Genomic DNA, 21,105 nt, shown 5'->3' on the forward strand with positions numbered 1-21,105 from the left:
CGTTCATCGGACCGTACTGAGACGACTGTCGGCGCCATTTCTCATCGGCGCCCCGATCGCACCTACTTCGACGGCTCCTCATTGCCCGAACCAGGGCTTCAATGCCCGATGGGACGTCGTCGCTCAGCATTTTCATCCCGCCCCGCTACCGGCCACGGTGTCGGGCGAGCCACCGCGTTGCACCTCAACGGGAAACGATCTGTCACGGTCCCGTGCTCTCGCAGTCGCGGAGCACTCGAAGAGGTAGGCGAGGAGTCGGGCGCTGAAGACACCGCTCACTCGAGCCAGTACGCCCCTCACGACGTGGCCGTGCAGCACACGGATTCTGGCAGGGCAGCAGATCCCGGTCGACGGCGGGTAGGTGACCTGCCTGTGGGATGAGAGCGGACTCGATCCACTGACAGACCGCACGCGGCGAGGGAAGGGCTTTGTTGGAGTGTCGTACCAAAACGGCAAGCGCGGGGACCGGGCCGGCTTCCCCCTGCTGGCGGTCCTCGGGCTGATGGCTGGAATCTTCACCGTCGGCTCGGAGGAGCTGGTCGTCTCACCGCTGTTGGTGCGCATGGCCGCATCGTTCGACACGACGGTCGGCGTCATGGCGCTTTCGGTCAGTGTCTACGGCGCCACGACCGCTCTCGGCGCGCTGGTCTTCGCGCCCCTGGGTGACCGGGTGTCACGCAGGCTGAGCCTGTCGGTCGGGATGGCGGTGTTCATCGTGGGCACGGTGCTCTGCGCGTGCGCCACCGGAACAGGCCTGTTCTTCACCGGCAGGGCATTGGCCGGCCTGGCGGCTGGAGCGTTCGTGCCCACTGCCTACGCCTTCGTCGGGGACCGGATCCCCTACCTGCACCGCGCCAAGGCCATGGGGATCCTCGTCTCGAGTTGGTCGCTGTCGCTGGTGCTGGGCGTTCCGATGGGGTCCTTCATCGGGCAGTGGCTGGGGTGGCGGTGGACCTTCGGCCTGCTGTCGCTGCTCGGTGCTCTCGTCCTGTCGGCGATGCTCCGCACCGGTGGCGAACGCCAGCCGAGCGCGGAGGACGGCACCGAGCCGGAGGAAACCCCCGGGCCGTCGGCGGGACGGACACGGTCGGCGACACGGGCCTTCCTGACACCACGTGTCCCGGCGTACGTGCTCGCGACCTTCCTGGTGATGCTGGGCTGGTACGGCATGTACACCTTCCTCGGTACCGCGCTGGAATACCGCTACGGCTCCGGAAGCTCCCTGACCGGCGTCATGATCCTGCTGTACGGGCTCGGTTTCGCCTCAAGTTCCGTCACGGGCAGGTTCGCGGACCGGCTGGGCAAGGAGCGCGTGCTGACCGCCTCCCTGGCAGGGCTGGTGCCCGCCCTCGTAGGCGTGCCGCTGCTCATCCACTGGACGGCGCCGCTCGCGGTGTGTCTCTTCGGCTGGGGCATTCTCCAGAGCCTGGTCGTCACCCTGCTGAGCACGCTGCTCAGCGAATGCTCACAGCATCACCGGGGCACCATCCTGGCGTTCTACAGCCTCGCGACCAATCTCGCCGTCGCCGTGGGTGCCGCCGCCCTCGCCCCCTTGTTCACGGCGCACGGCTTCCTCGCCGTGGGGTGCGCCTGCGCTGCCGTCACCGCGGTCGCCGTAGGCCTGAGCCGATGGACGGCGAGCACCGCCACGGGCGGCCCCGCGCCCGTGGCCCGGATGCGGGGAGGAAGCGTGGGCAAGGACACGTGAGGACCGAATGGGTCGGCCTGCTGCAAAGCCTGCCGAGGACTGCGTTCGCCGCGGCCGTATGCGCGTCAACCACCCACTCGTCGGCGAACTGAACCTGGACTGGGACGCCTACCCGATCCCCGGCGCTTGCGGCCCGGTCCTCATCGTCCTCACCGCCGAGGACGGCAGCCCCGACAGCGAACGACTCCGACTGCTCTCACGTCTGCTCGACGGCCACTTTGGTGGCGCTGGGCCTTCCCTGGGGCAAGGTGGAGCGAAACCCGGTCGACGACAGCGGCCGGCTCCTCCCCTCTCATTTCAGGAAGGCACGCAACTCGCGCACCGCGCTTGCTACCTCTGCGGGAGCGTCGAAAGGCTGATTGTGGCCGCTGTCGATACGTCGGTAGTCAAGCAGGTGCGGAAACCGGGCGAGGTGCTGCTCACGCGGGCGGGGGTGCAGCGCGGGGTCCTCGGTCGGGTCGAGGACGATCGAGGGCACGTCGACGGTCGGGAGGCGGGCCAGGAAGCGCTCATCATCCTCGTACTGCGGATCACCAGGCGCGAGCCCGAACCGGTGCCGATAGGAGTGGATGACGACCTCGACGAAGTCGGGGTTGTCGAACGACGGCGCCGCCCGCTCGAAATCCGCGTCGGCGATCGCGCGTCTCGGCGACCACTCGCGCCAAAGCTGGTGGGCCAGTTCCCGGCGGTAGCGGGCGAGGCCGGCGCGTCCGCGCTCGCCATGAAAGTAGTACTGGTACCAGTCACGGCTTTCATCAAGCGGCGCCGTCGGCTGAGAGGATGCGGCGATGTCCTGGATGGAGTAGCCGCCGAGAGCGACCACTCCCCCTATGAGATCGGGGCGGAGGGCCGCCGCGACGCACGCCGCGCGGCCACCCCAGTCGTACCCGACGAGAATCGGCGCCTCGAGTTCGAGAGTCTCCACCAGGTTCAGCACGTCCCGGCCGACCGCCGCCTGCTGGCCCGAGCGCGGCGTCGACTCGAAGGCGAAGCGGGTTGCTCCGAATCCCCGCAGGTAGGGGGCGAGTATGCGAATTCCCGAGCCCGCGAGTTCGGTGGCGACTGGCTCGAAGGAGTGTGGGTCGTAGGGGAACCCGTGCAGGAGGAGGACGGGCCAACCGTCCTCGGGCCCCGCCGTCTCGATACCGACATCCAGTGGGCCGCTGCGTACGGAGAGCCGGGTGAAGGTCATGGCTCAAACGCTAGCGGTGTCAGCCGCGCGTCGGGAGCATGGGCGGTCAGGCTTGGGGAGCGTGGCTGTCGGCGGAGTTCCAGTACGGCGCCCAGGTCGGGAAGGACTCGGGCAGCGGGCGGGCACCCAGCGGGTCGCTGCCGTCGTTCACGCCGGTGCCGTGTGCGGGTCTGGACAGTGCGTCGGTCAGGTACCAGCGGTGGAACTTCCGCCGTCGGAAGCACCACTCGCCGTCCACGCGCAGGTAGTCGTCCCAGTACTGCAACTCCCCCACCTCCCAGTGGCCGGTGGAGGGCCGTTCGAGCTGGTCCCGGCAGTAGACGACGCCTCTGGCGCGGTCGGCGTCGTCGAAGTCCACGATGTGGTTGGTCACCTGGTGGATCGTGGTTCGCGAGGCTTGCATGGCCTCGGTGTACCAGCGGTGCAGTGCCGCGCGGCCGGATTCGTCGCGTCCCACCCGCACGTCGGGCACGAACAGGTCCGCGACGGCGTCCATGTCCCGTGAGTCGAGCGCCAGCGCGTACCGGTAGGGGAGTTGGCGGATCTCGGCCAGCGATTCCATTCGGTCGAGTCGCTCTTCGAGCGTCGTCGGCGTCCAGGCTCCAAGTCGGCCCATGCTGGTCTCCTCACGGGTACGGCGCGCATCACCACCCCAGATTACAGCTCAATAAGATAACTCATTCAAGTAGCCTCTTCAGGTACTCGTTCGAGTCGCCGTCCGGGCTCGGCCGTTCAGGGCGTGAGGATGACCTTGCCGGGGGTCGTGCGGGTGGACGACTCGGCCAGTTCCAGTGCCGCGGCCGCCTCCGCCAACGGGAAGCGTGCGGCGATCTGTGCGGTGAGCACACCGTCGCGCAGCAGGTTGAGGACGTGGGTGAGATCCGTACGGGTCCGGTCCCGGAACGCCTCACGCTTGGCCGAGTCCGGCTTGCCGGCGCCCGCCCAGATGTCGTAGAAGCTCGCGTGCCTGCGCGTGGGCAGGTGATTCCAGAACGCCAGTTTGGCCAGCAGGGGCAGGAAGTCGAGCAGTATCGGGCGGGTCCCGTCGAGCGCGGCCGCGATGCTGTAGGAGACCAGCGTGCCGGTGCGGTTGAGCAGTCGGTACGAGTGGGTGACGCTCGCGCCGCCGAGGTGGTCGAACGCGGCGTCCACGCCGTCGGGGGCCAGTGCGCGGACGCGGGCGGCCAGGTCGGGGGCACGGTAGTCGACCGGCTCCACACCGAGGGCGCGCAGCGCCTCGTGATGACGCGGGCTCGCCGTGCCGATCACGTGGGCGCCGGCGTTCCGGGCGAGCTGGACCAGGATCGAACCCACTCCCCCGGCGGCGCCCGTCACGAGGACGGTCTGCCCGGCCTGCACTTTCGCCTTGTGGTGGAGCATCTGGTAGGCGGTCAGACCGTTGACGATCAGCGTCTCCGCCTCGTCCGGGTCGATTCCGTCGGGCACCTCGACCAGGTCGGCGGCGGCCAGCAGTACGGCCGTGGCCCAGCCGCCGGTCTTGGTCAGCGCGGCGACCCGGCGGCCGACCAGGGCGCGGTCCACTCCGGGGCCTACGGCCTCGACGACGCCGACAAGGTCGTATCCGGGCACGAACGGGAACGCGGGCTGGCCGTAGTAGCGGCCCCGGCGCATCGCGCTTTCCGCAAAGGACACCGCGGTCGACTCGACCCGCACCAGCGCCTGGCCGGCGTCGGGTACCGGCAGCGCCCGCCGCACCAGTTGCAGGCCGGTCGGTGCGACCTTGCCCGGCAGTACCACCTCGGTGACGGTCGTGGTGGTCCCGGTGGCGGCGTTCAACTCGGTCATGGCCAACTCCTCAAACTCTGCGAATCTTCGTCACTCTGTTAATGACCGTAACTATGTGTCTGACCGTCAGAGCTTGTCAAGCAATGAGCTACGGGTCGTAACAGAAGGAATGACCTGACCTGACTTCGAAGGTCCCTTACGATGCGACTATGACTAACCCACCGCAGACCATGAGCAGGCGTGAGCGGCTTCGGGCGCAGACTCTCAAGGAGATCGAGGACACGTCGTTCGCGATCATCGACGCGGAGGGCATCCATGCCCTGTCGATCGCGGCGCTGGCCCGGGGCATGGCGATGTCCGCACCGGCCGTCTACCGCTACTTCCCGTCGCGTGACGCGCTGGTGGCCCACCTGGTGACGCTCTCCTACGAGCAGCTCGTGGCAGCCATGAGCCAGGCGGTGGAAGGGAGCAGGCGGGCGCCTCGCGCGCGACTGCGGCAGCTGGTCGGCGCGTACCGGGACTGGGCCCTGCGGTATCGGCGTCGCTACGGGATGCTTTTCGGTGAGCGGGCCGGGGACCTGCCCGGTGAGGTCACGGAACAGACGCCGTTGGACCAGGCGATGGCGCTGCTCATCGACCTGCTGACGGCCGTGCAGGGGAGCCCACCGACCGACGGCGGCACCGGCACCGGCGACCGCGCGCTCGACGGGCAGTTGCGGCAGTGGGCCCGTTCCCAGCAGCGGCCGGACACGTCACCGCGCGCCGCCCGCGCCGCCCTCCTGATCTGGTCGCGGGTGCACGGCATCGTGAGCCTCGAACTCACCGGCGTCTTCGACAACAGTCCCCTGGAGGCCCAGCGGCTCATCGATTCGGAGATCGAGAACGCCGTCCGGTCACTGGAACCAGACGGCTCCTGAGGGCGCGCACGGTCCGCTCGCCGCCGTTCACGACCGGCCCTGCCTGCCCCAGCCTGCCCTGCTGTTGCAGGGCAGGCGCGCGACTCGGCCGGCCCGGTCCGAGCACTCAGTCCTTGTCGGGCTCGTCCGCGACGTCTCCGGCCCCGATCGTGTCCGCGTACTCGGACGGGTCCAGTGTGCCTTCGCGGTCGGGGTTGATACCGGCGCTACCCCCTGGCTGACCGCCCCCGGTGCTGCCGTAACCGCCCGGGACTCCTGGAGTGACGTCCGCGTCAGCCTCTTCCCGCGTGATGTGGCGGGTGGCCCGGACGTTCGCGCGGCGCTCCGGGTACGGATAGCTGAACGGCTGGGATTCCGCCCGTTCCTCTTCTGCCTGACGGGCTTCCCGGGCGGCTTGTTCCGCCTGCTGACCGGAGTGCGGGTTTTCCTGGTTCTTCGTCATCGAGAGTTCCCTTTCTGTGAGCCCTGGGTGCGTCTTGTGAAGCGGCAACGGCATGTCGGCGGCCGGGTCGGCGTCGTCGGGCTGGAGCATCCGGCGGCTGCGCCGGTGGCAAGACGCATCGGCGCCCCGCGCCCTGCAGCCGCCCCCTCAGCACGCCTGTCGCCGCAGACCCATCCGCGGGGATCCGCCGAGTACCCATCGGCACGGGCCCTACCGACCGGGCAGCCGTTCGGTGTCCGTACGGGGGTCGGCGGCCAGAGCGTCGAACGAGGAAGCCGCGGTCAAACGCGAGGGAAGGCGGACCGGGGCGGGGCGGAGGGTGGTCGCTCGTGGTGAATGGCCTCCGAAGGGGCGGGACCGGGCCGATCGGCGCCGGTCCGGGAAGCGTTCGCGGAGCGTTGACGCTGCCCTGGTCGCGCTCGCACTGAGGCAGGCCGGGGTGTCAGGCGCTGCCGGTGACATCGGCAGAGCGACCTGAACTGCGCCCGCAGCCTGCCCAAGGCCCTGAGACGCCGTTCCGGGAAAGTCTGCGGAGCGTTCACGTGTCGACTTCCGGCGTCTACTTCATCCTGGCCGTCGACGCGGCTGGACGTGGCGGAGAAGGCGTTCACCATGCCGACCGAGGCCCCGACCGGCATGGCGCTTGATGTACGCCGCTTCGACGGCTGACCGACCGATTCTTCGACCCGCGAGGCGGCACTGCGTGAGCTGTCGTCTGTGCCCGCCGCGACGGACCGCCCAAGCCGCGCCCGACCGACCGGCCACCAGGCGGGCGGGACACCCGACCGGCTCCTCCCCATCCGACCACGGGCATCTTTGTCCCGTGAAGAACCCACCGCTTCCCCGGCCACCCGGACCATGAATGGCGAACGGCGTACACCCCAGCCGTCCCACGGCCCGCTGTGCGTCCGGGCACGCGCGGGAGTCACGGGCTGTGCCCGACCGTGGCGGCGGACCCCGCGCCGTGGATACGTCCGCGGGTGACCAAGTCACTGGTGGCGAAACAACTTCGGACCGGGACGACTGCGCAACGCCTGCCCTGCGCTTTGCGACGGAACTCGTCGCGTGGGTGGCCACCCCATGGGCCTTGGCCGACCATTCCTGGCTGCTCGCCGCCCCATCGGTGGTGGCCTTGATCGGCCTTCCGACGCTCTTGGTCACTCCGGGGACAAGACCGACGCGATCGTCGCGGAGCGGGCTGGACCACGATCTTGCTGGTGGTACTGCAGCTTGCTGCGGCCGTGGTCTTCCCACGGAGCGTCGACGCCGGCGTCGGCTGACTTTCCGCGATCGGTTCGCCCGCTGAAACGCTCACCCACCCACTGAAGCCGAGGACACACCGCGCCGACAGGCCGGCCACCCGTCAGGCGCGGTCGTGGAGGGTGATGTGGTAGCCGTCGGGGTCGGCGAAGGTGAAGGTCCGGCCGAAGGGGCCGTCGATCGGTGCGGAGACGATCGTGTGACCGTCGGTGACGAGCGCGTCGTGAATGTCCTGGACGTCTGTGGCGTGCAGCCAGATCGCGGCACCGATGCCGGGCCGGCCGACGGATGCGAGATCGGTGCCGGGAATGACGTCGCGGAGTGCGAACGCGATCGGCTTCGTCTCGAAGACGACGGCGTGCGGAGGTCCGGCCTGCGAGCGGACGAGGCCGAGGTACTGCTCGTAGAACGCCTGCGAGGCGTCGAGGTCGCGCGCCTGGAGCGAGATGAAGTCGGGGCCGGTGGCGGGCATGAGGATGCTCCTTCTCTTCGTGTCAGATTCCTGACACGGGTCAAGGTATGTCAGAATCCTGACATGAGTCAAAACCACGCCGGGGTCGACCTGGACAAATCACTGGGCTACCTGCTGAAGGAGGCTTCGAGCGCCCTGCGCTCAGCCATGGAGGACGTGCTGCGGCCACTCGGGATGAGCGTGACGCGCTATTCCTGTCTCGAACTGCTGGCTCAGCGACCGGGCTTGTCGAACTCCGAGCTCGCGCGGGGCGCGTTCGTGACACGGCAGTCGATGAACGTGCTGCTCCAGGCCCTGGAACGCGAGGGCTACGTGACCAGGCCCGAGGCAGCCCCGGTGGGGAAGGTTCTTCCCACACGGCTCACGCCTCGCGGTCGGCGGGTGCTCGAAAAGGCGAGCGTGGCGGTCCGGTCCGTCGAGATCAGAATGCTGGCCGGCTTGACCGAGGCCGAGCAGTCGGGGGCGTTGCGGATCCTGCAGAGCATGATCCGGTCCTTGCGCGATGACAATGATGACAAGACCGGTGCATAGCTCTTCGGTAGGCCGGGGTCCGCTGGTCAGATCTTCCAGGAGCGCAGCTGCTCGGCGACCTCGGGAACGCGCAGCCGGGCATCGCGCATCTTGCGCACGAGGTCGGACAGTGCGCCGTACGGCGGGTCGATGCCCTCGCCCGACTGGTCCATGTACTGGGCCGCGACGAACGCGGCGTACAGGCTGTTGCGGTGCGGGAGCGGCTCCAGGCGCACGATCGTGTGCATGAGCGCGGCCGCCCGCCACGCGGCATCCGGGTCGGCTGCCCGGAGGGTGGGCAGTTTGGTCCTGTGCCGGGCCACAGCCGCGACCAGGGCGGAGTAGTCGGCGACCGACATGTCCTCGGAGCCGAGGGCGGTCTCCTGGACGTCGAGGAGCCAGGAGACGTCGATATGGAGGTGCATCAGGCGGCCGCGGCCCCGCCGGGGCGCTCCGCGGGGGGAACCTCGTCCGGGAAGGCGTCGTCGAACTCCTGACGCAGCCGGTCGGCCCAGGCGCTCGCGCCCGCGATGAACTGCTTGCGCTGCATTTCGCGGACACCGAGGTCGTGCAGGTACTGCTTGAGGCTCTTGCCCTCGGCGGCCGCAGCCGCGCGGACGCCTTCGAGCTCTTCCTCGGTGAACGGCACGTTCAGGGATGGCATACACGAGATGGTACCTAGTAGGTACCGAGTGTGTGAACCGTCAGCACAGCCGCCCTGCGAGACCGGGCGAGCAGCGGTTCGGTTCCGCTCGGTTCGGCCGGCAGCTCGGCGTCGCCCTCCCCCGGATCCGCACTGCAGAGCGGAGGGATCACTCGATCGTGAGTTCTTCCCCGGTCGCAGCGCGCATGCCGGGATGCTCGGAAGGGCGGTGTGCGCCCAGGGCCGCACGGCGATGAGGGGGATGGCGTGACGCGAGAAACGGGACCGCGCGGAGGCTCGAACAGCGACAGGCAGGCACTGTTGCTGGCTGCCGGACTGGCCGATCTGGCGGTGAGCACCGTAGGTTCGGCCCTGGGGACGGTACGAGGGCTGTTGCGCCGGTCGGACGCCACCGAGCTGGCCGCGGAGGCGGAACACGAGCTCATGACGCGTGGCCGTCTGGTGCTGGACCGGTACGCGACCGTGCCCCCGGCACACTTGGAGATCCTCGCCCGGCGCGCCCTGGCCCGGAAGGCCACCGGTGGCGTGTGAGCGGTGGGAGCCGACCGCGTTCAAGGCCCGTGTGGACGAGGTGCTGCGGGGGTTCGTGGCCCGGGAGGCCGATGAGTTCGCGGCCGTCGACCCGATGCTCGGCGCCGTGGCCCAGGGGCTGGAGGCGGCGGTCGCGGACGGCAAACGGCTGCGGGCGGCGTTCTGCTACTGGGGGTGGCGGGCGGTGGGACAGCCGGACAGTGACGCACTCGTGCGGGCGGCAGCCTCGATGGAGCTGGTGCACGCCGCCGCGGTTGTGCATGACGACCTCATCGACGACAGCCCGCTGCGGCACGGGCGGCCCACCACGCATGTCGCCCTGCGCGGGGCCTTAGGGGCTCGTCCGGACGCCGATGCCGCCGCACGGTCGCTCGCGATGCTGGTGGGAGACCTGCTGATGGCGCTGGCCGGGCAGTTGTTCGCCACCAGCGGTGTGCCCGCCGCGTATCTCGTCCGGGCCCGCCCGCTGTGGGCGGTGATGGCCCGTGAGCTGATCGCCGGTGAGTGTCTGGAGATTCTGCGCACCGGTGCCGGTCCTGACACCGAGGCGGCGCTGAAGGTGATCCGGTACAAGACCGCCAAGTACACCGTCGAACAGCCCCTGTTGATCGGGGGTGCGCTGGCCGGCGCGGGCATGCGGCTGCGCGAGGGCTACTCCGCGTACGGGCTGCCGCTGGGCGAGGCGTTCCAGCTCCGGGACGACCTGCTCGGGCTGTTCGGAGATCCCGAGCTCACCGGTAAGGCCAATGCCGACGATGTGCGCGGCCGGCGGCCCACGGCACTGCTGGCGGAGACATGGCGGCTCGCCGACGACGCGGAACGCGCGGTGCTGCACTCGCTGCTGGGCCGCAACGACCTGGACGGGGAGGGGCTGGACGCGGTGCGCGCGGTGATGCGCCGACTCAAAGCGCCCGACCGCATCGAGCACATGATCCGGGCACGGGTCCAGGAGGCTCTCGGCGCCCTCCACGAACTGGATCTGCCGGCGCCCGCCGCCCACGGACTGTCCGCGCTGGCCCATTCCGCGGCGGTACGCCTTTCCTGACCCTGCCATCAGGGCGGCACGGGCTCGTGGCGCCCCGGGCAGCCGACCCTCCCGGCTGTCGTGGACCTCCAGAGGAAGACGAGGAACCCTGCCATGGCCTACACCGAGGCATCACTGGACGCCCTGCGGCGGGCCGGGGACGAACTCGCCGACGCCACCGTCGCCGAGCTCTTCGCACGCGGGGAGGTGGGCACGTTCAACACCCTGATGCGTTACGTCTCCACCGCCGGCGCTCCCCTGCCGGACGGTCTGCCCGACGTCGCACGCGAGTATCTCGAAGCCACCCGCACCCCGCCGTCCTGGGTGGACTGGGCGCAGATGGAGCAAGCACGGCTCTTCTTCATCGACAACAACGTGCACATCTCCACCGCGCTGTCCTTCGCCGCCATGCCCGCCTGCTACGTCGTCCCGCACGTGGCGAAGCTGCTGTCGGCCAGTCATGGCCTGAAGTACCCCTCCAAACGGATGGCGGAGACCGGGCAGTTCACCGTCCATCTGATGCAGCCCGACGCCTTCGAGGCCGGCAGCCGCTTCATCCCCGCCGCCCAGAAGGTACGCCTCCTGCACGCCTCCATCCGCCACCACCTCGCCCGCGAGAACCGCTGGGACACCGCGGTGCACGGAACACCGATCTGCCAGGAGGACATGATCGGCGGGCAGATGTTCTTCTCCTTGCTCGTCCTGGACAGCCTGCACCGCCTCGGGATCCACATGTCGGCCGAGGGCGCGGAGGCGTATTACTACGCGTGGCGCGTCGTCGGCGCCATGCTGGGCGTCGACCAGGACGCCGTACCCCTGACCCTCGACGAAGCCCGCCAGTTCCTCGACCTGTACATGGTGCGGCACATGGGGCCCTCCGAGGAGGGCGCCCACCTGACCCGCGGGTTGATCGACCTGTACGAGGAGGTGGTACCGGGCACCTTCTTCGACCCCGTCGTCTCCGCCCTCATCCGCCACCTCATCGGCGACACCTGCGCCGACTGGCTCCGTGTGCCGCGCACCTCGTGGGACACCGCGGTCAAGGCCGTACCGCACCTCCTCGGCGTCCTGGAGACCATCGAGGACCACTCGCCGCTCGGCGCCTGGGCCCTGGACCGCCTCGGCCACCTCACCACGGTCTTCGAACTGTCCTCCCTCACCCGTGGACGCGTCATGCACTACGCGATCCCCGAAACCCTCAAGAAGGACTACGGCATCACCGGCACGGTCCCCCGCACCCGCCGGTGGACCCCACCGCCCAGCACCGTCTGACACGCCGCCGCCCAGGTGGGCCCGGTGAGGCGGATGGGCCGGGCGCACGGCTGCCATGCCGGCAGACGGTCCTGTCGGCTGATGGTCGTCCGCCCCGGCCACCTAGCGGAGCCCCCGACGCCCAACCGCCTGATTCGTGACCACTTGCCATCGGCCGACAATCACCCTATGGTCGTATGACCGTAAGGCTTACGCCCGTAAGGCATACACGCGTACGCCAGAACCTAGGGAGCTCGTGATGGCGACAAATCGACCGGTGGTACTTGTGACTGGTGCCTCATCGGGGGTCGGCAAGCAGACGGCCCGCGCCTTCGCCGCGGCGGGCTTCGAGGTGATCGGGACCGCTCGCAATACCGCGCGGGTCAGCGCGCCCGCCGGGGTGAGCTACCTCGACCTCGACGTGACCAGCGACGAGTCGGTCGCCTCCGTGGTCAAGCAGGTGATCGACCGGTTCGGGCGTATCGACGTCCTGGTCAACAATGCCGGCGTCGGTGCCAACGGCGCCGCCGAGGAGTTCTCCGTCGCCCGGACGCAGGAAGTCTTCGACGTCAACGTCTACGGCATCATGCGGATGACCAAGGCGGTCCTGCCGCACATGCGCGCCCAGCGGCGCGGACGCGTCATCAACGTCTCCTCCCTCAGCGGGTTCGTCCCGAGCCCCTTCATGGCCATCTACACGGCGACCAAGCACGCGGTCGAGGGCTACTCCGGGTCACTGGACCACGAGGTCCGCGAGCACGGCGTCCGGATCCTGCTGGTCGAGCCCGGCCCGATCAACACCCCGTTCGGGGACCACAGCATGCAGGGCGACACTCCGATGCCGCTCTACGCGTCGGGACGGCGCACGTTCGACGAGGTCCTGGCGAAGAACACCAGCGGCGGCGACGATCCCGCCACCATCGCCAAGGTGATCGTCGCGGCGGCCACCGACAAGAACCCGACACTGCGGCGCACCGCCGGTAAGACGGCCGCCGGCATCAGCGTGTTCCACCGCGTCCTGCCGGCCCGGATCTTCGACCGCATCGTACGCAGGTTCAACCGGATGCCGAACTGACACTCACCTCACGGGCAGCCGATCAACTGTCCCACACTCCTTACAGGCCCGGCCGCGACAGAGGAACACATCGTGCGGTACCCGAAAGAATACAAACAGCAGAAACGGCAGCGCATCGTCGAGACGGCCGGCCGCCGGCTCAAGCGCAACGGCATCGACGGCTCCGGAATCGCCACGCTCATGAAGGACGCGGGCCTGACCAACGGCACCTTCTACGCCTACTTCCCCTCCAAGGACCACCTCGTCGCCACCGCGGTCGCCGACCAGATGCGCGCCCAGCACGAGAACATCGTCGCCCACGCGGCACCCGGCCGTGCCGGTCTCGAACAGATCATTCGCTGGTACTTCTCCCCCGAACAGCGCGACAACATCGAGGACGGCTGCCCCAACGCCGCCCTCCTCGACGAGATCACACGCTCCACCGATCCCACCCGGCAGGCGTACACCGAAGGCGCGCTGACCCTCATCGACGGCTTCGCTGCCCGCCTGGCACCCCACGACCCGTCCTCGGCCCGTCTGAAATCACTCAGCCTCCTCGGCATGATGGCCGGGACACTGCAGCTCTCCCGCGCCCTGACCGACCGGCAACTCGCCGACCGACTCCTCGAACAGGGCATCCGCAACGCCCTCGCACTTCTGGACGCCGAGCAGAACGGCTGAAGAGCCGCCGGGCGGCGGGGTTCCGTGTCCCGTCGCCCGGCCCGGTCCGGCCCTCGTGTGTCAGGGCCTGATCGTCAGCCAGTCGAGCGCGGCGACCCTGCCAGTGCCCTTCGCCACGAGGTAGAGGTCGTGCGCGCCGGTGACCTCGCGCTTGAGGGGCACGGACAGTTCCTGCCAGTTCCCGGTACCCGTGACGGGCAGGACCGCGGCCACTGGACCGTCCGGCGCGTCCAGGCGCAGCTGGAACGAGCAGGCCCGTGCGCAGGAGGAGTCGAGCCGCACGGTGAGGTGCTTTCCGCTGATGTTCGCCTTGCGGAAGGCCACCCAGTCGCCGGAGTCGAGGATCCCGGTGGCCGCCGTGCCGCGCCCCGCCCCCCGTACAGTCGTCGCCTTTTCGGCCTGGAGTGTCGAGGTGGCGTCGCGGCCGTCGCCGTAGAGCCGGATGTCGTTGACGACCCAGGGCGTGGGGCCGCTCGCGGTGAGGGTGATCCGTATGTGGCGGGCGGTGGTCTGCGCGGGGAACACCGCGTCCTGGGTGAAGGAGCGGCCGGAGACGCGGGCGAGCGGCTTGCCCCAGTGCGTGCCGTCACCGCTGACGGAGACCGTGAAGCCGTACGGCTGGCGGCCGCCGGTGTCGCGGCCCGCGTCGAGGGAGAGTCGGTTGAAGGTCTTGCTCTCGCCGAGATCGACGGTCAGGGACTGGCCGGCGGCCTGTGGAGCGGCGCCCGTCCAGCGGGTGTTGATGTCGCCGTCGACGGTGACGGCCGCGTCGGTGCCGTCGCTCGCGGTGGCGCTCCAGTTGCCGTGCCGTACCCGCTGCCGGCAGCCGGGCAGGTCGCAGCCGGTGGACCAGATGGGGGCGCCGTACTCGTAGGCACCCTGGTCCGGAGCCGCGCCCAGGGTGTCGGTGGTGATGCCGTCGACCACCTCGCCCGCGTCGATGGCGGGCGATCCGGGCGTCAGCCACAGCTCACCGTTGACGGCGTCCGTGTAGCCGGGGGTGGCGCTGATCAGGTTGGAGCGGACGATGGGCAGCGGGTCGCCGGTCTGTGTCGCGGTGACCGGCTTGGGTCCGATGATGTTGCTGAAGTACGAGCCGGACGCGTCCGTCGCGCCGCCGAGGGCGGACGAGGCGGTACCGATGCCCACGCCGTAGCTGGAGTTGTGGTCCTCGTTGGCGATGCTGGGGCCGGTGTGGCCGTTGAAGTAGACGCCCCGGGCGCCGGTGTTCCAGGCCACGTTGTGGTGCAGCTTGAAGTGGCCGGAGTAGTTGTCGACGTAGTAGCCGTTCTGGCCGCTGGAGTCGTGCGCGGTGTTGTGGTCGATGGAGCTTCCGGTGCCGTTCAGGTAGCAGCACACGTAGAAGGGTGAACCGTCGCGGGAGGTGCGCATCGCCTCGGAGATGTCGTTGTAGGCGATGCGGTTGTCGTGGTACTCGGTGCCGTTGATCTGGTAGGCGGTGTCGATGGCCGCCCGTCCGGTGCGGCGGATCGTGTTGTGGGTGATCGTGTGGCCGTTGCCGTTGATCTCGATGCCGGGGGTGTAGCTGCCCATCCAGCCGACGTCGCGGATGTAGTTGTTGGTGACGGTGTTGCCGGTGCCGCGGACCAGGACGCCGTCACCGGCCGACTGCGCGATCTCGCTGTTCTTCAGCGTGTTGCCGCTGCCGAGGATCTGGACGCCGGAGTCGAGGATGCGGGAGGCGACGATGTGGCCCTCGGCCGGCTCGATCGCGAGGTCGCCGTCCGGCGGCATGGGCAGGGTGGAGTACTCGGAGATGTACGTGGCGCGGAGTCGGTCGATCACGACTCCCGTACTGGACTTGCCCGTTCGCAGCGAGGTGCCCCACAGGTTCAGACCGCGCACGGTGACGTACGAGCTGTCGCTCAGGTCGACGCCCCACAGCCGGTGCTTGGCGGTCACCGTGTGTCCGGCGATGCCGCCCTTCGGGGGGACCAGGTAGAGCCGGTGTGCGGTCCTGTCGTAGAACCACTCCCCCGGCTGGTCCAGGGCGGCCTTCGACCCGACGAGGTAGTAGTTGCGGTAGGGCTGGTTGCCCATGCACAGCGGGGTGCAGCGGTAGTTGCCGCCCTTGAAGTCCAGCTTGCCGGGTGCCGCGGCGGTGGCCGTGCCGGTCTGCTGGGCCCAGGGGTTGGAGCCCGCCCACAGGTGCACGGTGGCTCCGGTCCAGTCGGCGTCGGGCAGGTCGGTGTCGTCGATGTGCTGGTCGGTGGAGGTGGTGTCGGCCTCGGCCCAGGTAGCGTTCAGCGGATCGGTCCCTGAGTTGGGCCAACGGCCTTCCGCGGCACGGTTGTTGTCCAGGAACACCGCGTTGAAGTCGGGGTCGGGCGGCAGGTCGGTGTCGGCGGCGATCAGTCCGCCGCCCGCGTCCTTCCAGCCGGTCACCTTTTCCGTTCCGTCGACGGTCACCGGGCCGTCGCCGTACGCGGCGATCGTGACCGGGGCGCCCTCGGTGCCGGAAGGAGGGGTGAGCTGTTCGCGGTAGGTGCCCTTGTGGATCAGGCAGGTGTCGCCGGGGCGGACGCGGTCGAGGCACGCGCCGATGGTGCGCAGAGGGCTTGCCTGTGTGCCGCGGGCATGGTCGTTGCCCCGGGGGGCGACGTGGTACGTGTGGCCGGGCTGTGCCGCCTGCGCCTGCACCGGGGTGGTCAGCAGCGCGGCCGCGGCGGCCAGTACGGACAGATGTCTGAGTCTCAAGTCCCGTCTCCAGTCGTCGGATGTGCGGTGGTCGGGGGGTGTGCGAGGGGCGTCCCATGGGTGAGAGGCGGGGGTTCTCGCCACGCCGTGTCCGCTTCGTGCCCGGCCGGGGCACCGAGCACGGCACACCTCAACCAGTGCTCGCCGGGCGGGAGTCGGCCCACGAGTACGGGCAGGGCGGTGCGTCGGGCGAGGACGTTCGTGCCGGGCAGGCAGTGGACGACCTCGCCCTCGCGTCGGCCGTCGAGGTCTCGCAGTCCGGTGACGCCCGCGGGGGCCGACACTCGTGCGTGTCCCGGTCCGGCCTCGCGGTCGGTGCCCGCGTCCCGGTCGACGGCGAAGCCGCCCTCGGCGGTGTGCAGGGCGCGCGCGGTGCGGACGCGGTGGGTACGCACGTGCCAGGGCGCGGCGGCCGTCAGCCAGGTGGTGATCTCCACGTCGGGCCATGGGTGCCAGGTGCTGAGGACCGTGTCGCCGCTGACGTAGTGGGCGGCCGGTTCCTCGCGGACCCGGTAGTGCGCCCCGCCGTCGTCGCTCAGCGCCAGCATCGAGTCGTACGCGCCCTGTTCGAGGCCGAGCGTGCCGTTCGGCAGGCTGAAGCCGAAGCGGGTCGAGTACGCGAACTTGGCGTACTTCTCGGCGCCGTGGCGTACCCACGGGTGGTGCTGGCGCCCGGCGAGAAGGGTGACGTCGCCGTGCGTGCGCATCACTACGGCCCCGGCGTGCGGCTGGGCGCTGACCGCGGGCAGGGCGGCGGGTGCCGGTTCCTCCTTCGCGGTCCAGAACGCGTGCTCTTCGGGCAGCGCGAGCGGCAGATACGCCTTGAGCGACCAGTAGGGCGAGCCCGGCGCGTTGTACTGCTCGGCCAGCGCGGGCTGCGGATAGCCGTACCCGATGGACAGCAGCCCGTCGGGTCCGGTCACCGGCCGCCCCTGCCACCAGCGCAGATGCCGTAGCAGGTATCCCTTCACCTCGCCCCACGGCAGCACGTCGACGCCCGCGAACGGCAGCGCGCCCCAGAAGGCGGCCTGCGCCCAGCGATAGGTGAGGCTGCGGCCGTACGGGACGGCGGCGCCGTCGTCGGCGAACCAGTGCCGGAAGTCACCGGCGAATTGGGCTGCCCGGTCCTTGAAGCGGTCGCCGCCGGTGAGCGTGTCGTGCAGCAGGCCGTAGAAGTGCATGGCCCACGGGACGTAGTAGTCGCGGCGCTCGGTGGGGCCGTCCGCGTACCAGCCGTCGCCGAGCCAGAAGGTCTCCAGTCGGTCGAGGCGTGTGGTGATGAGCGAACGGTCGTAGGACACCCCCACCCGGTCGAGGCCGAGGCTGATCAGCACGGGGAAGAAGAGCCAGTTGTTGTCGGTGGTCTCCCGGGGCAGCGCGCTGAGCAGCCAGCGGGCGAGCCGGTCGCGTTCGGGGCCGGTCAGCGGGTCCCACCACTGCTCGGGGGCGAGGGCGAGCGCGAAGCCGATGGCGGCCATCTCGACGATGCGCTGGTCGTGGTCGACGGGCTCGCCCCAGTACTCCGGGTGCGCGGGATCGCTGCCGTGGGCGAGTCCCCGGACCCACAACTCGGCGTGCGGTACGGCCTGTCCGCCCGCCGCGAGGGGCGCCAGGCCCCACAACGGCCGGGCGAACGCCTCCAGTTCGGCGGCCGTGTCGTCGTGGATCGCGGTGTTCACGCCAAGCCGTACGCGCGCCCGGCCCGCGCTGAAGCGGGGCACCAGGGGGTGCACCAAGTCGCTTACTTGGGAGGCCAGTTCAGTGCGTGCGTCCTCGCCCATCAGCCCTTCTCCGCCCCGGCCAGCAGCCCGGTGCGCAGGAAGCGCTGGGCGAGGACGAAACCGATCAGCAGTGGCGCGCAGGCCACGAGTCCGGCCAGGGCCGCCTCCGGCTGGTGGATGTCGAGGTCGGCGAAGCCGCTGGAGTTGTTGACCGCGCCGGTGGACTGCAGCAGGGACATCAGGCCGAGCTGAAGGGTGAAGGTGCGGTCGTCGGAGAGCATCACGAAGGGCAGGAAGAAGTCGGTCCAGCAGCGGACGAAGCCGAAGAAGGCGATCAGCGCGATGGCGGGGCGGGCCAGCGGCACCGCGAGCGACCAGAACAGCCGCAGCTCACTCGCCCCGTCGACGCGTCCGGCGTCCAGCAGACTGTCGGGCAGGTTCGCCTGGAAGTGGAGGAAGGCGAGGTAGACGCCGAAGGGGTAGAAGGACAGCGGAAGGATCACCGACCAGACCGTGCCGGTGAGGTCGAGTGCCGACATCTCCAGGTACAGCGGGAGCACCAGCGCGGCCGGGGGCAGGATCATCGTGACGATGGAGAGGGTGAGCAGGGCTCGGCGGCCGGCGAAGTCGTGTTTGGCGAGGGCGTAGCCGGCGGGGACGCACAGCAGCAGCGAGAGGGCCACGCTGGCCGCCGCGTAGATGATCGAGTTGCCGATCCACAGGGTGATCTGGCCGTCGTTGTACGACGTCAGGTGTGACCAGGCGTCGCCCACGTTGCCCAGCGAGCCGAACCCCAGGGGTGAGCCGGTGGTCAGGTCGTCGGCCGTGCGGGTGGGTGCGAGCAGCAGCCAGAGCAGGGGCAGTCCGAAGAAGACGGCCGCGCCGAGCAGGAACAGGGCGCGGGCGCCGCGTGACAGAGCGGTCATCGCCTCACTCACCGGGAGTCGGAGGAGTCGGTGGCGTACATACGGGTGCGGGTGATCACGATCCAGGCGGCCAGCACCCCGACCGCGAGCATGGCCAGGGACAGCGCGGCTGCCTTGCCGAAGTCGCCGTCCTGGGTGGCGTAGGTGTAGGCGAGCTGGTTGACGGACCAGGTGGGGCTGATCTGGCCGGGGGCGCCGGTGGACAGCACGGTCGGTTCGACGAACACCTGGCTGCCGGAGGCGAAACTGGAGATCAGCACGAAGGCGACGTACGTGCGGACCATCGGCAGCTTGACGTGCCACATGGTCCGCCACGCCGAGGCGCCGTCGACCTGCGCGGCCTCCAGGACGTCCTTGGGGAGCGCGTTGAGCGCCCCGTACAGGACCACGATCCAGCCGCCCGCGTGCACCGCGACGCCCATCACGGTGAGGACGGCGATGACGCTGCCGCCGGACAGCGCGTCCGTGGCGCTCTGCACGTCCAGCAACTTGAGCAGGGGTGAGAACGGGCTGCTGTCCGGGCTGACCATGAACAGCCACAGCAGGGCCGCGGCCGAGCCGGTGACCGCGCCGGGCAGGTAGTAGACGAGTTGGAGGGCGCTCGTCGTGCGGCCGGGGCGGGCGTGCAGGGTGAAGGCGAGGGACAGGACGGTCAGCAGCAGGATCGGCAGCCAGAGCAGCAGATAGGTCGCCACATTGGCGGCAGCGTCGCCGAGCCGGTAGTCCTCGAACACGGTCACCCAGTCGCGCCCGCCGGTGAAGGAGCCGTTGTCGACGAACGAGGTCCACAGGGCGTATCCGGCGGGCGCGAGCCCGAAGACCACGAGGAACACGGCGTACGGGCCGACGAGGATCCATACGGCGGCTCGGCGGGAGGGGCGGCGCCGGCGGCGGGGTGTCACCGGCGTCGGGGGCGCGGCGGCGGGCGAGCGGGGTGTCGTGAGCGTCTTCATCCGACCGTGTACCCGGTGGTCTTGGCCGCCGCCTCCAGCTTGCCCTGCCAACTCGCCAGCGCGTTACGGAGGTTGCCGCCCGAGTCGACCGCCTTGACGAGCGTGTCGTTGAAGCTGGTCTGCCAGTCGGCCTCGAAGCGGACCGCGCCGAAGCCGGGACGCAGGGCGTTCGCGGCCGCGGCGAGGGCGGGCATCGGGTCGGAGGCGTAGTACGGGTCCTTCGACTTGGCCTCGCCCCACTTCTGCGCGGCTGCCGTGAAGGCGGGGTAGGTCGGCTGCTTCGCCTGGAGGCTGACGTCGGTGGTCATCCAGCGCACGAGGTCCGCGGCGTCCTTGGTGCGTTCGCCGGCGTGTGCGGAGACGAGGAAGGCGCCGCCGCCGACCTGTCCGGCGTAGGGCTTGTTCTCGCCGGGCCAGGTGGGCATGGGGGCGGCGGCGATGCGGCCCTTGGGCACCTTGAAGGCGGGTGCGAACATGAAGTCGCCGAACCAGGCCGGGGCCGGCAGCATCAGGATCTTGTCGCCCTTGCCGAACTTGGCGAAGCCCGGGTCGATGGGGACGACTGTGGTGACGGCCTTCTTCCGGGCGAGCGGCTGGAGCAGATCGGCGACCCGGGTGCAGTTCGCCTGGGTTAGGTCGATGTGGACCTCGGTGAGGCTGAGCGTGTCGCGGGTGGCGCAGCCGCTGCTGCCGAAGTAGATGCCGGCGCCGTACTTGCCGTTGACGGCTCCGACGATGGTGCCGGGGTGCTCCTCGGCCGCCTTCAGACCGGTCTGCTGGTACTCGGCCCAGGTCTTGGGGACCTGGTAGCCGTAGCGCTTCATCAGTGTCGCGTCGTACCACAGGACGGTGGGGGCGATGTCGTTGCGCAGGCAGTACGTCTTGCCGCCGAAGGTGCAGGTGTCGAGGGCGCCGGGGGTGAAGCCGTCGCGGACGGACTGGGGGACGAGGTCGTCGAGCAGGGCCGCGTAGCCGAACTTCTCGCTGGCGAGGGTCGCCGCCTCGGCCGGGTTGGCCAGGAAGGCGACGTCGGGCCAGCCGCTCCTGGTGCGGTTGGCGAGCGAGATCTTGGTGGGCACGTAGCCGGCGTCGGGCGGGATGGTGACGATGCGCAGCTTCAGGTCGGGGTGGGCCTTCTTGTACTGCTGGGCCGCGGGCATCCGGGTGTTGTCCACCCAGACCAGTAACTCGCCCTTCCCACCGCCCGAATCGCCGCCGGCGCCGCCACCGGTGCCTCCGCAGCCGGAGAGCACCAGAGCCGCAGCCGCGGTCGCGGCCAGGGAAGCCACGCGCCATCTCTTCATGGAGGACCACCTTTTTCGCCGAGGAGCCTTA

General features: G+C 69.9%; 20 protein-coding genes and 1 pseudogene. 9 read left to right on the forward strand and 12 right to left on the reverse strand.

Translation table 11 applies throughout. The features are described 5' to 3' along the window. Positions 1-436: 436 nt before the first annotated feature. Positions 437-1,708 (forward strand): MFS transporter, encoded by a 1,272-nt coding sequence (locus ACGFWE_RS00520; protein ID WP_393596830.1) that lies wholly within the window; start codon positions 437-439, stop codon positions 1,706-1,708. Positions 1,709-1,766: 58 nt separating this feature from the next. Continuing rightward, a pseudogene (locus tag ACGFWE_RS00525) lies at positions 1,767-1,892 on the forward strand (XRE family transcriptional regulator); the annotation flags it as partial. A gap of 108 nt (positions 1,893-2,000) precedes the next feature. On the opposite strand, the gene ACGFWE_RS00530 reads toward ACGFWE_RS00525, so the two are convergent. From ACGFWE_RS00530 to ACGFWE_RS00540, 3 genes are all read right to left on the reverse strand, one after another. Next, on the reverse strand, positions 2,001-2,900 hold the full coding sequence (locus ACGFWE_RS00530; RefSeq protein WP_352385616.1) for an alpha/beta hydrolase: 900 nt from the start codon (positions 2,898-2,900) through the stop codon (positions 2,001-2,003). 46 nt (positions 2,901-2,946) lie between these two features. Beyond that, on the reverse strand, positions 2,947-3,516 hold the full coding sequence (locus ACGFWE_RS00535) for a nuclear transport factor 2 family protein (RefSeq protein ID WP_352385614.1): 570 nt from the start codon (positions 3,514-3,516) through the stop codon (positions 2,947-2,949). A gap of 116 nt (positions 3,517-3,632) precedes the next feature. Further along, positions 3,633-4,706: a medium chain dehydrogenase/reductase family protein gene (locus tag ACGFWE_RS00540; RefSeq protein ID WP_352385613.1), complete on the reverse strand. Its 1,074-nt coding sequence runs from the start codon at positions 4,704-4,706 to the stop codon at positions 3,633-3,635. 149 nt (positions 4,707-4,855) lie between these two features. Here ACGFWE_RS00540 and ACGFWE_RS00545 point away from each other — a divergent pair, with 149 nt between their 5' ends. After that, positions 4,856-5,563 (forward strand): TetR/AcrR family transcriptional regulator, encoded by a 708-nt coding sequence (locus tag ACGFWE_RS00545; protein WP_393596833.1) that lies wholly within the window; start codon positions 4,856-4,858, stop codon positions 5,561-5,563. Between the two features lie 106 nt (positions 5,564-5,669). Here ACGFWE_RS00545 and ACGFWE_RS00550 read toward each other — a convergent pair whose 3' ends face one another. Next, positions 5,670-6,005, reverse strand: a complete 336-nt coding sequence (locus ACGFWE_RS00550; RefSeq protein ID WP_393596835.1) for a hypothetical protein — start codon at positions 6,003-6,005, stop codon at positions 5,670-5,672. A gap of 1,363 nt (positions 6,006-7,368) precedes the next feature. After that, a complete protein-coding gene (locus ACGFWE_RS00555) occupies positions 7,369-7,737 on the reverse strand; it encodes a VOC family protein (RefSeq protein ID WP_393596837.1) in 369 nt (122 codons plus the stop codon). A 63-nt stretch (positions 7,738-7,800) separates the two neighbouring features. On the opposite strand from ACGFWE_RS00555, the gene ACGFWE_RS00560 reads away from it, so the two are divergent. After that, positions 7,801-8,268 carry a MarR family transcriptional regulator gene (locus tag ACGFWE_RS00560; RefSeq protein ID WP_352385605.1) on the forward strand — a complete coding sequence of 156 codons (468 nt, stop codon included), beginning with the start codon at positions 7,801-7,803 and terminating at the stop codon, positions 8,266-8,268. A gap of 26 nt (positions 8,269-8,294) precedes the next feature. Here the strand turns inward: ACGFWE_RS00560 and ACGFWE_RS00565 are convergent, their stop codons facing one another. Further along, positions 8,295-8,672: a toxin Doc gene (locus ACGFWE_RS00565; RefSeq protein ID WP_393596839.1), complete on the reverse strand. Its 378-nt coding sequence runs from the start codon at positions 8,670-8,672 to the stop codon at positions 8,295-8,297. Further along, positions 8,672-8,911, reverse strand: coding sequence for a hypothetical protein (locus ACGFWE_RS00570; RefSeq protein ID WP_352385602.1), 240 nt, complete (start codon positions 8,909-8,911; stop codon positions 8,672-8,674). Before ACGFWE_RS00570 ends, ACGFWE_RS00565 begins: the two co-directional genes overlap by 1 nt. Positions 8,912-9,157: 246 nt before the next feature. On the opposite strand from ACGFWE_RS00570, the gene ACGFWE_RS00575 reads away from it, so the two are divergent. The 5 genes from ACGFWE_RS00575 (at position 9,158) to ACGFWE_RS00595 (ending at position 13,452) form a co-directional block, all read left to right on the forward strand. Then, a complete protein-coding gene (locus tag ACGFWE_RS00575) occupies positions 9,158-9,442 on the forward strand; it encodes a polyprenyl synthetase (protein ID WP_352385600.1) in 285 nt (94 codons plus the stop codon). Beyond that, complete coding sequence (locus tag ACGFWE_RS00580; protein WP_393596842.1) at positions 9,432-10,487, forward strand: polyprenyl synthetase family protein; 1,056 nt, start codon at positions 9,432-9,434, stop codon at positions 10,485-10,487. Before ACGFWE_RS00575 ends, ACGFWE_RS00580 begins: the two co-directional genes overlap by 11 nt. Positions 10,488-10,580: 93 nt before the next feature. After that, the gene (locus ACGFWE_RS00585; protein ID WP_393596844.1) at positions 10,581-11,738 is read left to right on the forward strand and encodes an oxygenase MpaB family protein; all 1,158 of its coding nucleotides are present in this window, start codon (positions 10,581-10,583) and stop codon (positions 11,736-11,738) included. 238 nt (positions 11,739-11,976) lie between these two features. Next, on the forward strand, positions 11,977-12,792 hold the full coding sequence (locus tag ACGFWE_RS00590; protein WP_393596845.1) for an oxidoreductase: 816 nt from the start codon (positions 11,977-11,979) through the stop codon (positions 12,790-12,792). Between the two features lie 69 nt (positions 12,793-12,861). Next, positions 12,862-13,452 carry a TetR/AcrR family transcriptional regulator gene (locus ACGFWE_RS00595; protein WP_393598875.1) on the forward strand — a complete coding sequence of 197 codons (591 nt, stop codon included), beginning with the start codon at positions 12,862-12,864 and terminating at the stop codon, positions 13,450-13,452. Between the two features lie 60 nt (positions 13,453-13,512). On the opposite strand, the gene ACGFWE_RS00600 is transcribed toward ACGFWE_RS00595, so the two are convergent. Genes ACGFWE_RS00600 through ACGFWE_RS00620 form a run of 5 tightly spaced genes read right to left on the reverse strand, consistent with a single transcriptional unit; the run spans position 13,513 to position 21,074 of the window. After that, positions 13,513-16,170, reverse strand: coding sequence for a discoidin domain-containing protein (locus ACGFWE_RS00600; protein ID WP_393596847.1), 2,658 nt, complete (start codon positions 16,168-16,170; stop codon positions 13,513-13,515). Next, positions 16,167-17,951, reverse strand: coding sequence for a DUF2264 domain-containing protein (locus ACGFWE_RS00605; protein ID WP_393596849.1), 1,785 nt, complete (start codon positions 17,949-17,951; stop codon positions 16,167-16,169). The genes ACGFWE_RS00600 and ACGFWE_RS00605 overlap by 4 nt, the downstream gene beginning before the upstream one ends. Beyond that, entirely contained in the window at positions 17,951-18,817 is an 867-nt protein-coding gene (locus tag ACGFWE_RS00610) for a carbohydrate ABC transporter permease (protein WP_352385587.1), read from the reverse strand. Before ACGFWE_RS00610 ends, ACGFWE_RS00605 begins: the two co-directional genes overlap by 1 nt. 8 nt (positions 18,818-18,825) lie before the next feature. Then, positions 18,826-19,770 carry a sugar ABC transporter permease gene (locus ACGFWE_RS00615; RefSeq protein WP_352385586.1) on the reverse strand — a complete coding sequence of 315 codons (945 nt, stop codon included), beginning with the start codon at positions 19,768-19,770 and terminating at the stop codon, positions 18,826-18,828. Beyond that, the gene (locus ACGFWE_RS00620) at positions 19,767-21,074 is read right to left on the reverse strand and encodes an ABC transporter substrate-binding protein (protein ID WP_393596852.1); all 1,308 of its coding nucleotides are present in this window, start codon (positions 21,072-21,074) and stop codon (positions 19,767-19,769) included. Before ACGFWE_RS00620 ends, ACGFWE_RS00615 begins: the two co-directional genes overlap by 4 nt. Between the last annotated feature and the right edge of the window lie 31 nt (positions 21,075-21,105).

This window comes from Streptomyces sp. NPDC048523 (assembly GCF_043199815.1).
Classification (GTDB): domain Bacteria; phylum Actinomycetota; class Actinomycetes; order Streptomycetales; family Streptomycetaceae; genus Streptomyces.

Bases quoted from the DNA above. Each gene is read 5' to 3' on its own strand.
- ACGFWE_RS00530 (WP_352385616.1), bottom strand. From the start codon at position 2,900: ATGACCTTCACCCGGCTCTCCGTACGCAGCGGCCCACTGGATGTCGGT.
- ACGFWE_RS00535 (WP_352385614.1), bottom strand. From the start codon at position 3,516: ATGGGCCGACTTGGAGCCTGGACGCCGACGACGCTCGAAGAGCGACTC.
- ACGFWE_RS00540 (WP_352385613.1), bottom strand. From the start codon at position 4,706: ATGACCGAGTTGAACGCCGCCACCGGGACCACCACGACCGTCACCGAG.
- ACGFWE_RS00545 (WP_393596833.1), top strand. From the start codon at position 4,856: ATGACTAACCCACCGCAGACCATGAGCAGGCGTGAGCGGCTTCGGGCG.
- ACGFWE_RS00550 (WP_393596835.1), bottom strand. From the start codon at position 6,005: ATGACGAAGAACCAGGAAAACCCGCACTCCGGTCAGCAGGCGGAACAA.
- ACGFWE_RS00555 (WP_393596837.1), bottom strand. From the start codon at position 7,737: ATGCCCGCCACCGGCCCCGACTTCATCTCGCTCCAGGCGCGCGACCTC.
- ACGFWE_RS00560 (WP_352385605.1), top strand. From the start codon at position 7,801: ATGAGTCAAAACCACGCCGGGGTCGACCTGGACAAATCACTGGGCTAC.
- ACGFWE_RS00565 (WP_393596839.1), bottom strand. From the start codon at position 8,672: ATGCACCTCCATATCGACGTCTCCTGGCTCCTCGACGTCCAGGAGACC.
- ACGFWE_RS00570 (WP_352385602.1), bottom strand. From the start codon at position 8,911: ATGCCATCCCTGAACGTGCCGTTCACCGAGGAAGAGCTCGAAGGCGTC.
- ACGFWE_RS00585 (WP_393596844.1), top strand. From the start codon at position 10,581: ATGGCCTACACCGAGGCATCACTGGACGCCCTGCGGCGGGCCGGGGAC.
- ACGFWE_RS00590 (WP_393596845.1), top strand. From the start codon at position 11,977: ATGGCGACAAATCGACCGGTGGTACTTGTGACTGGTGCCTCATCGGGG.
- ACGFWE_RS00605 (WP_393596849.1), bottom strand. From the start codon at position 17,951: ATGGGCGAGGACGCACGCACTGAACTGGCCTCCCAAGTAAGCGACTTG.
- ACGFWE_RS00610 (WP_352385587.1), bottom strand. From the start codon at position 18,817: ATGACCGCTCTGTCACGCGGCGCCCGCGCCCTGTTCCTGCTCGGCGCG.
- ACGFWE_RS00615 (WP_352385586.1), bottom strand. From the start codon at position 19,770: ATGAAGACGCTCACGACACCCCGCTCGCCCGCCGCCGCGCCCCCGACG.
- ACGFWE_RS00620 (WP_393596852.1), bottom strand. From the start codon at position 21,074: ATGAAGAGATGGCGCGTGGCTTCCCTGGCCGCGACCGCGGCTGCGGCT.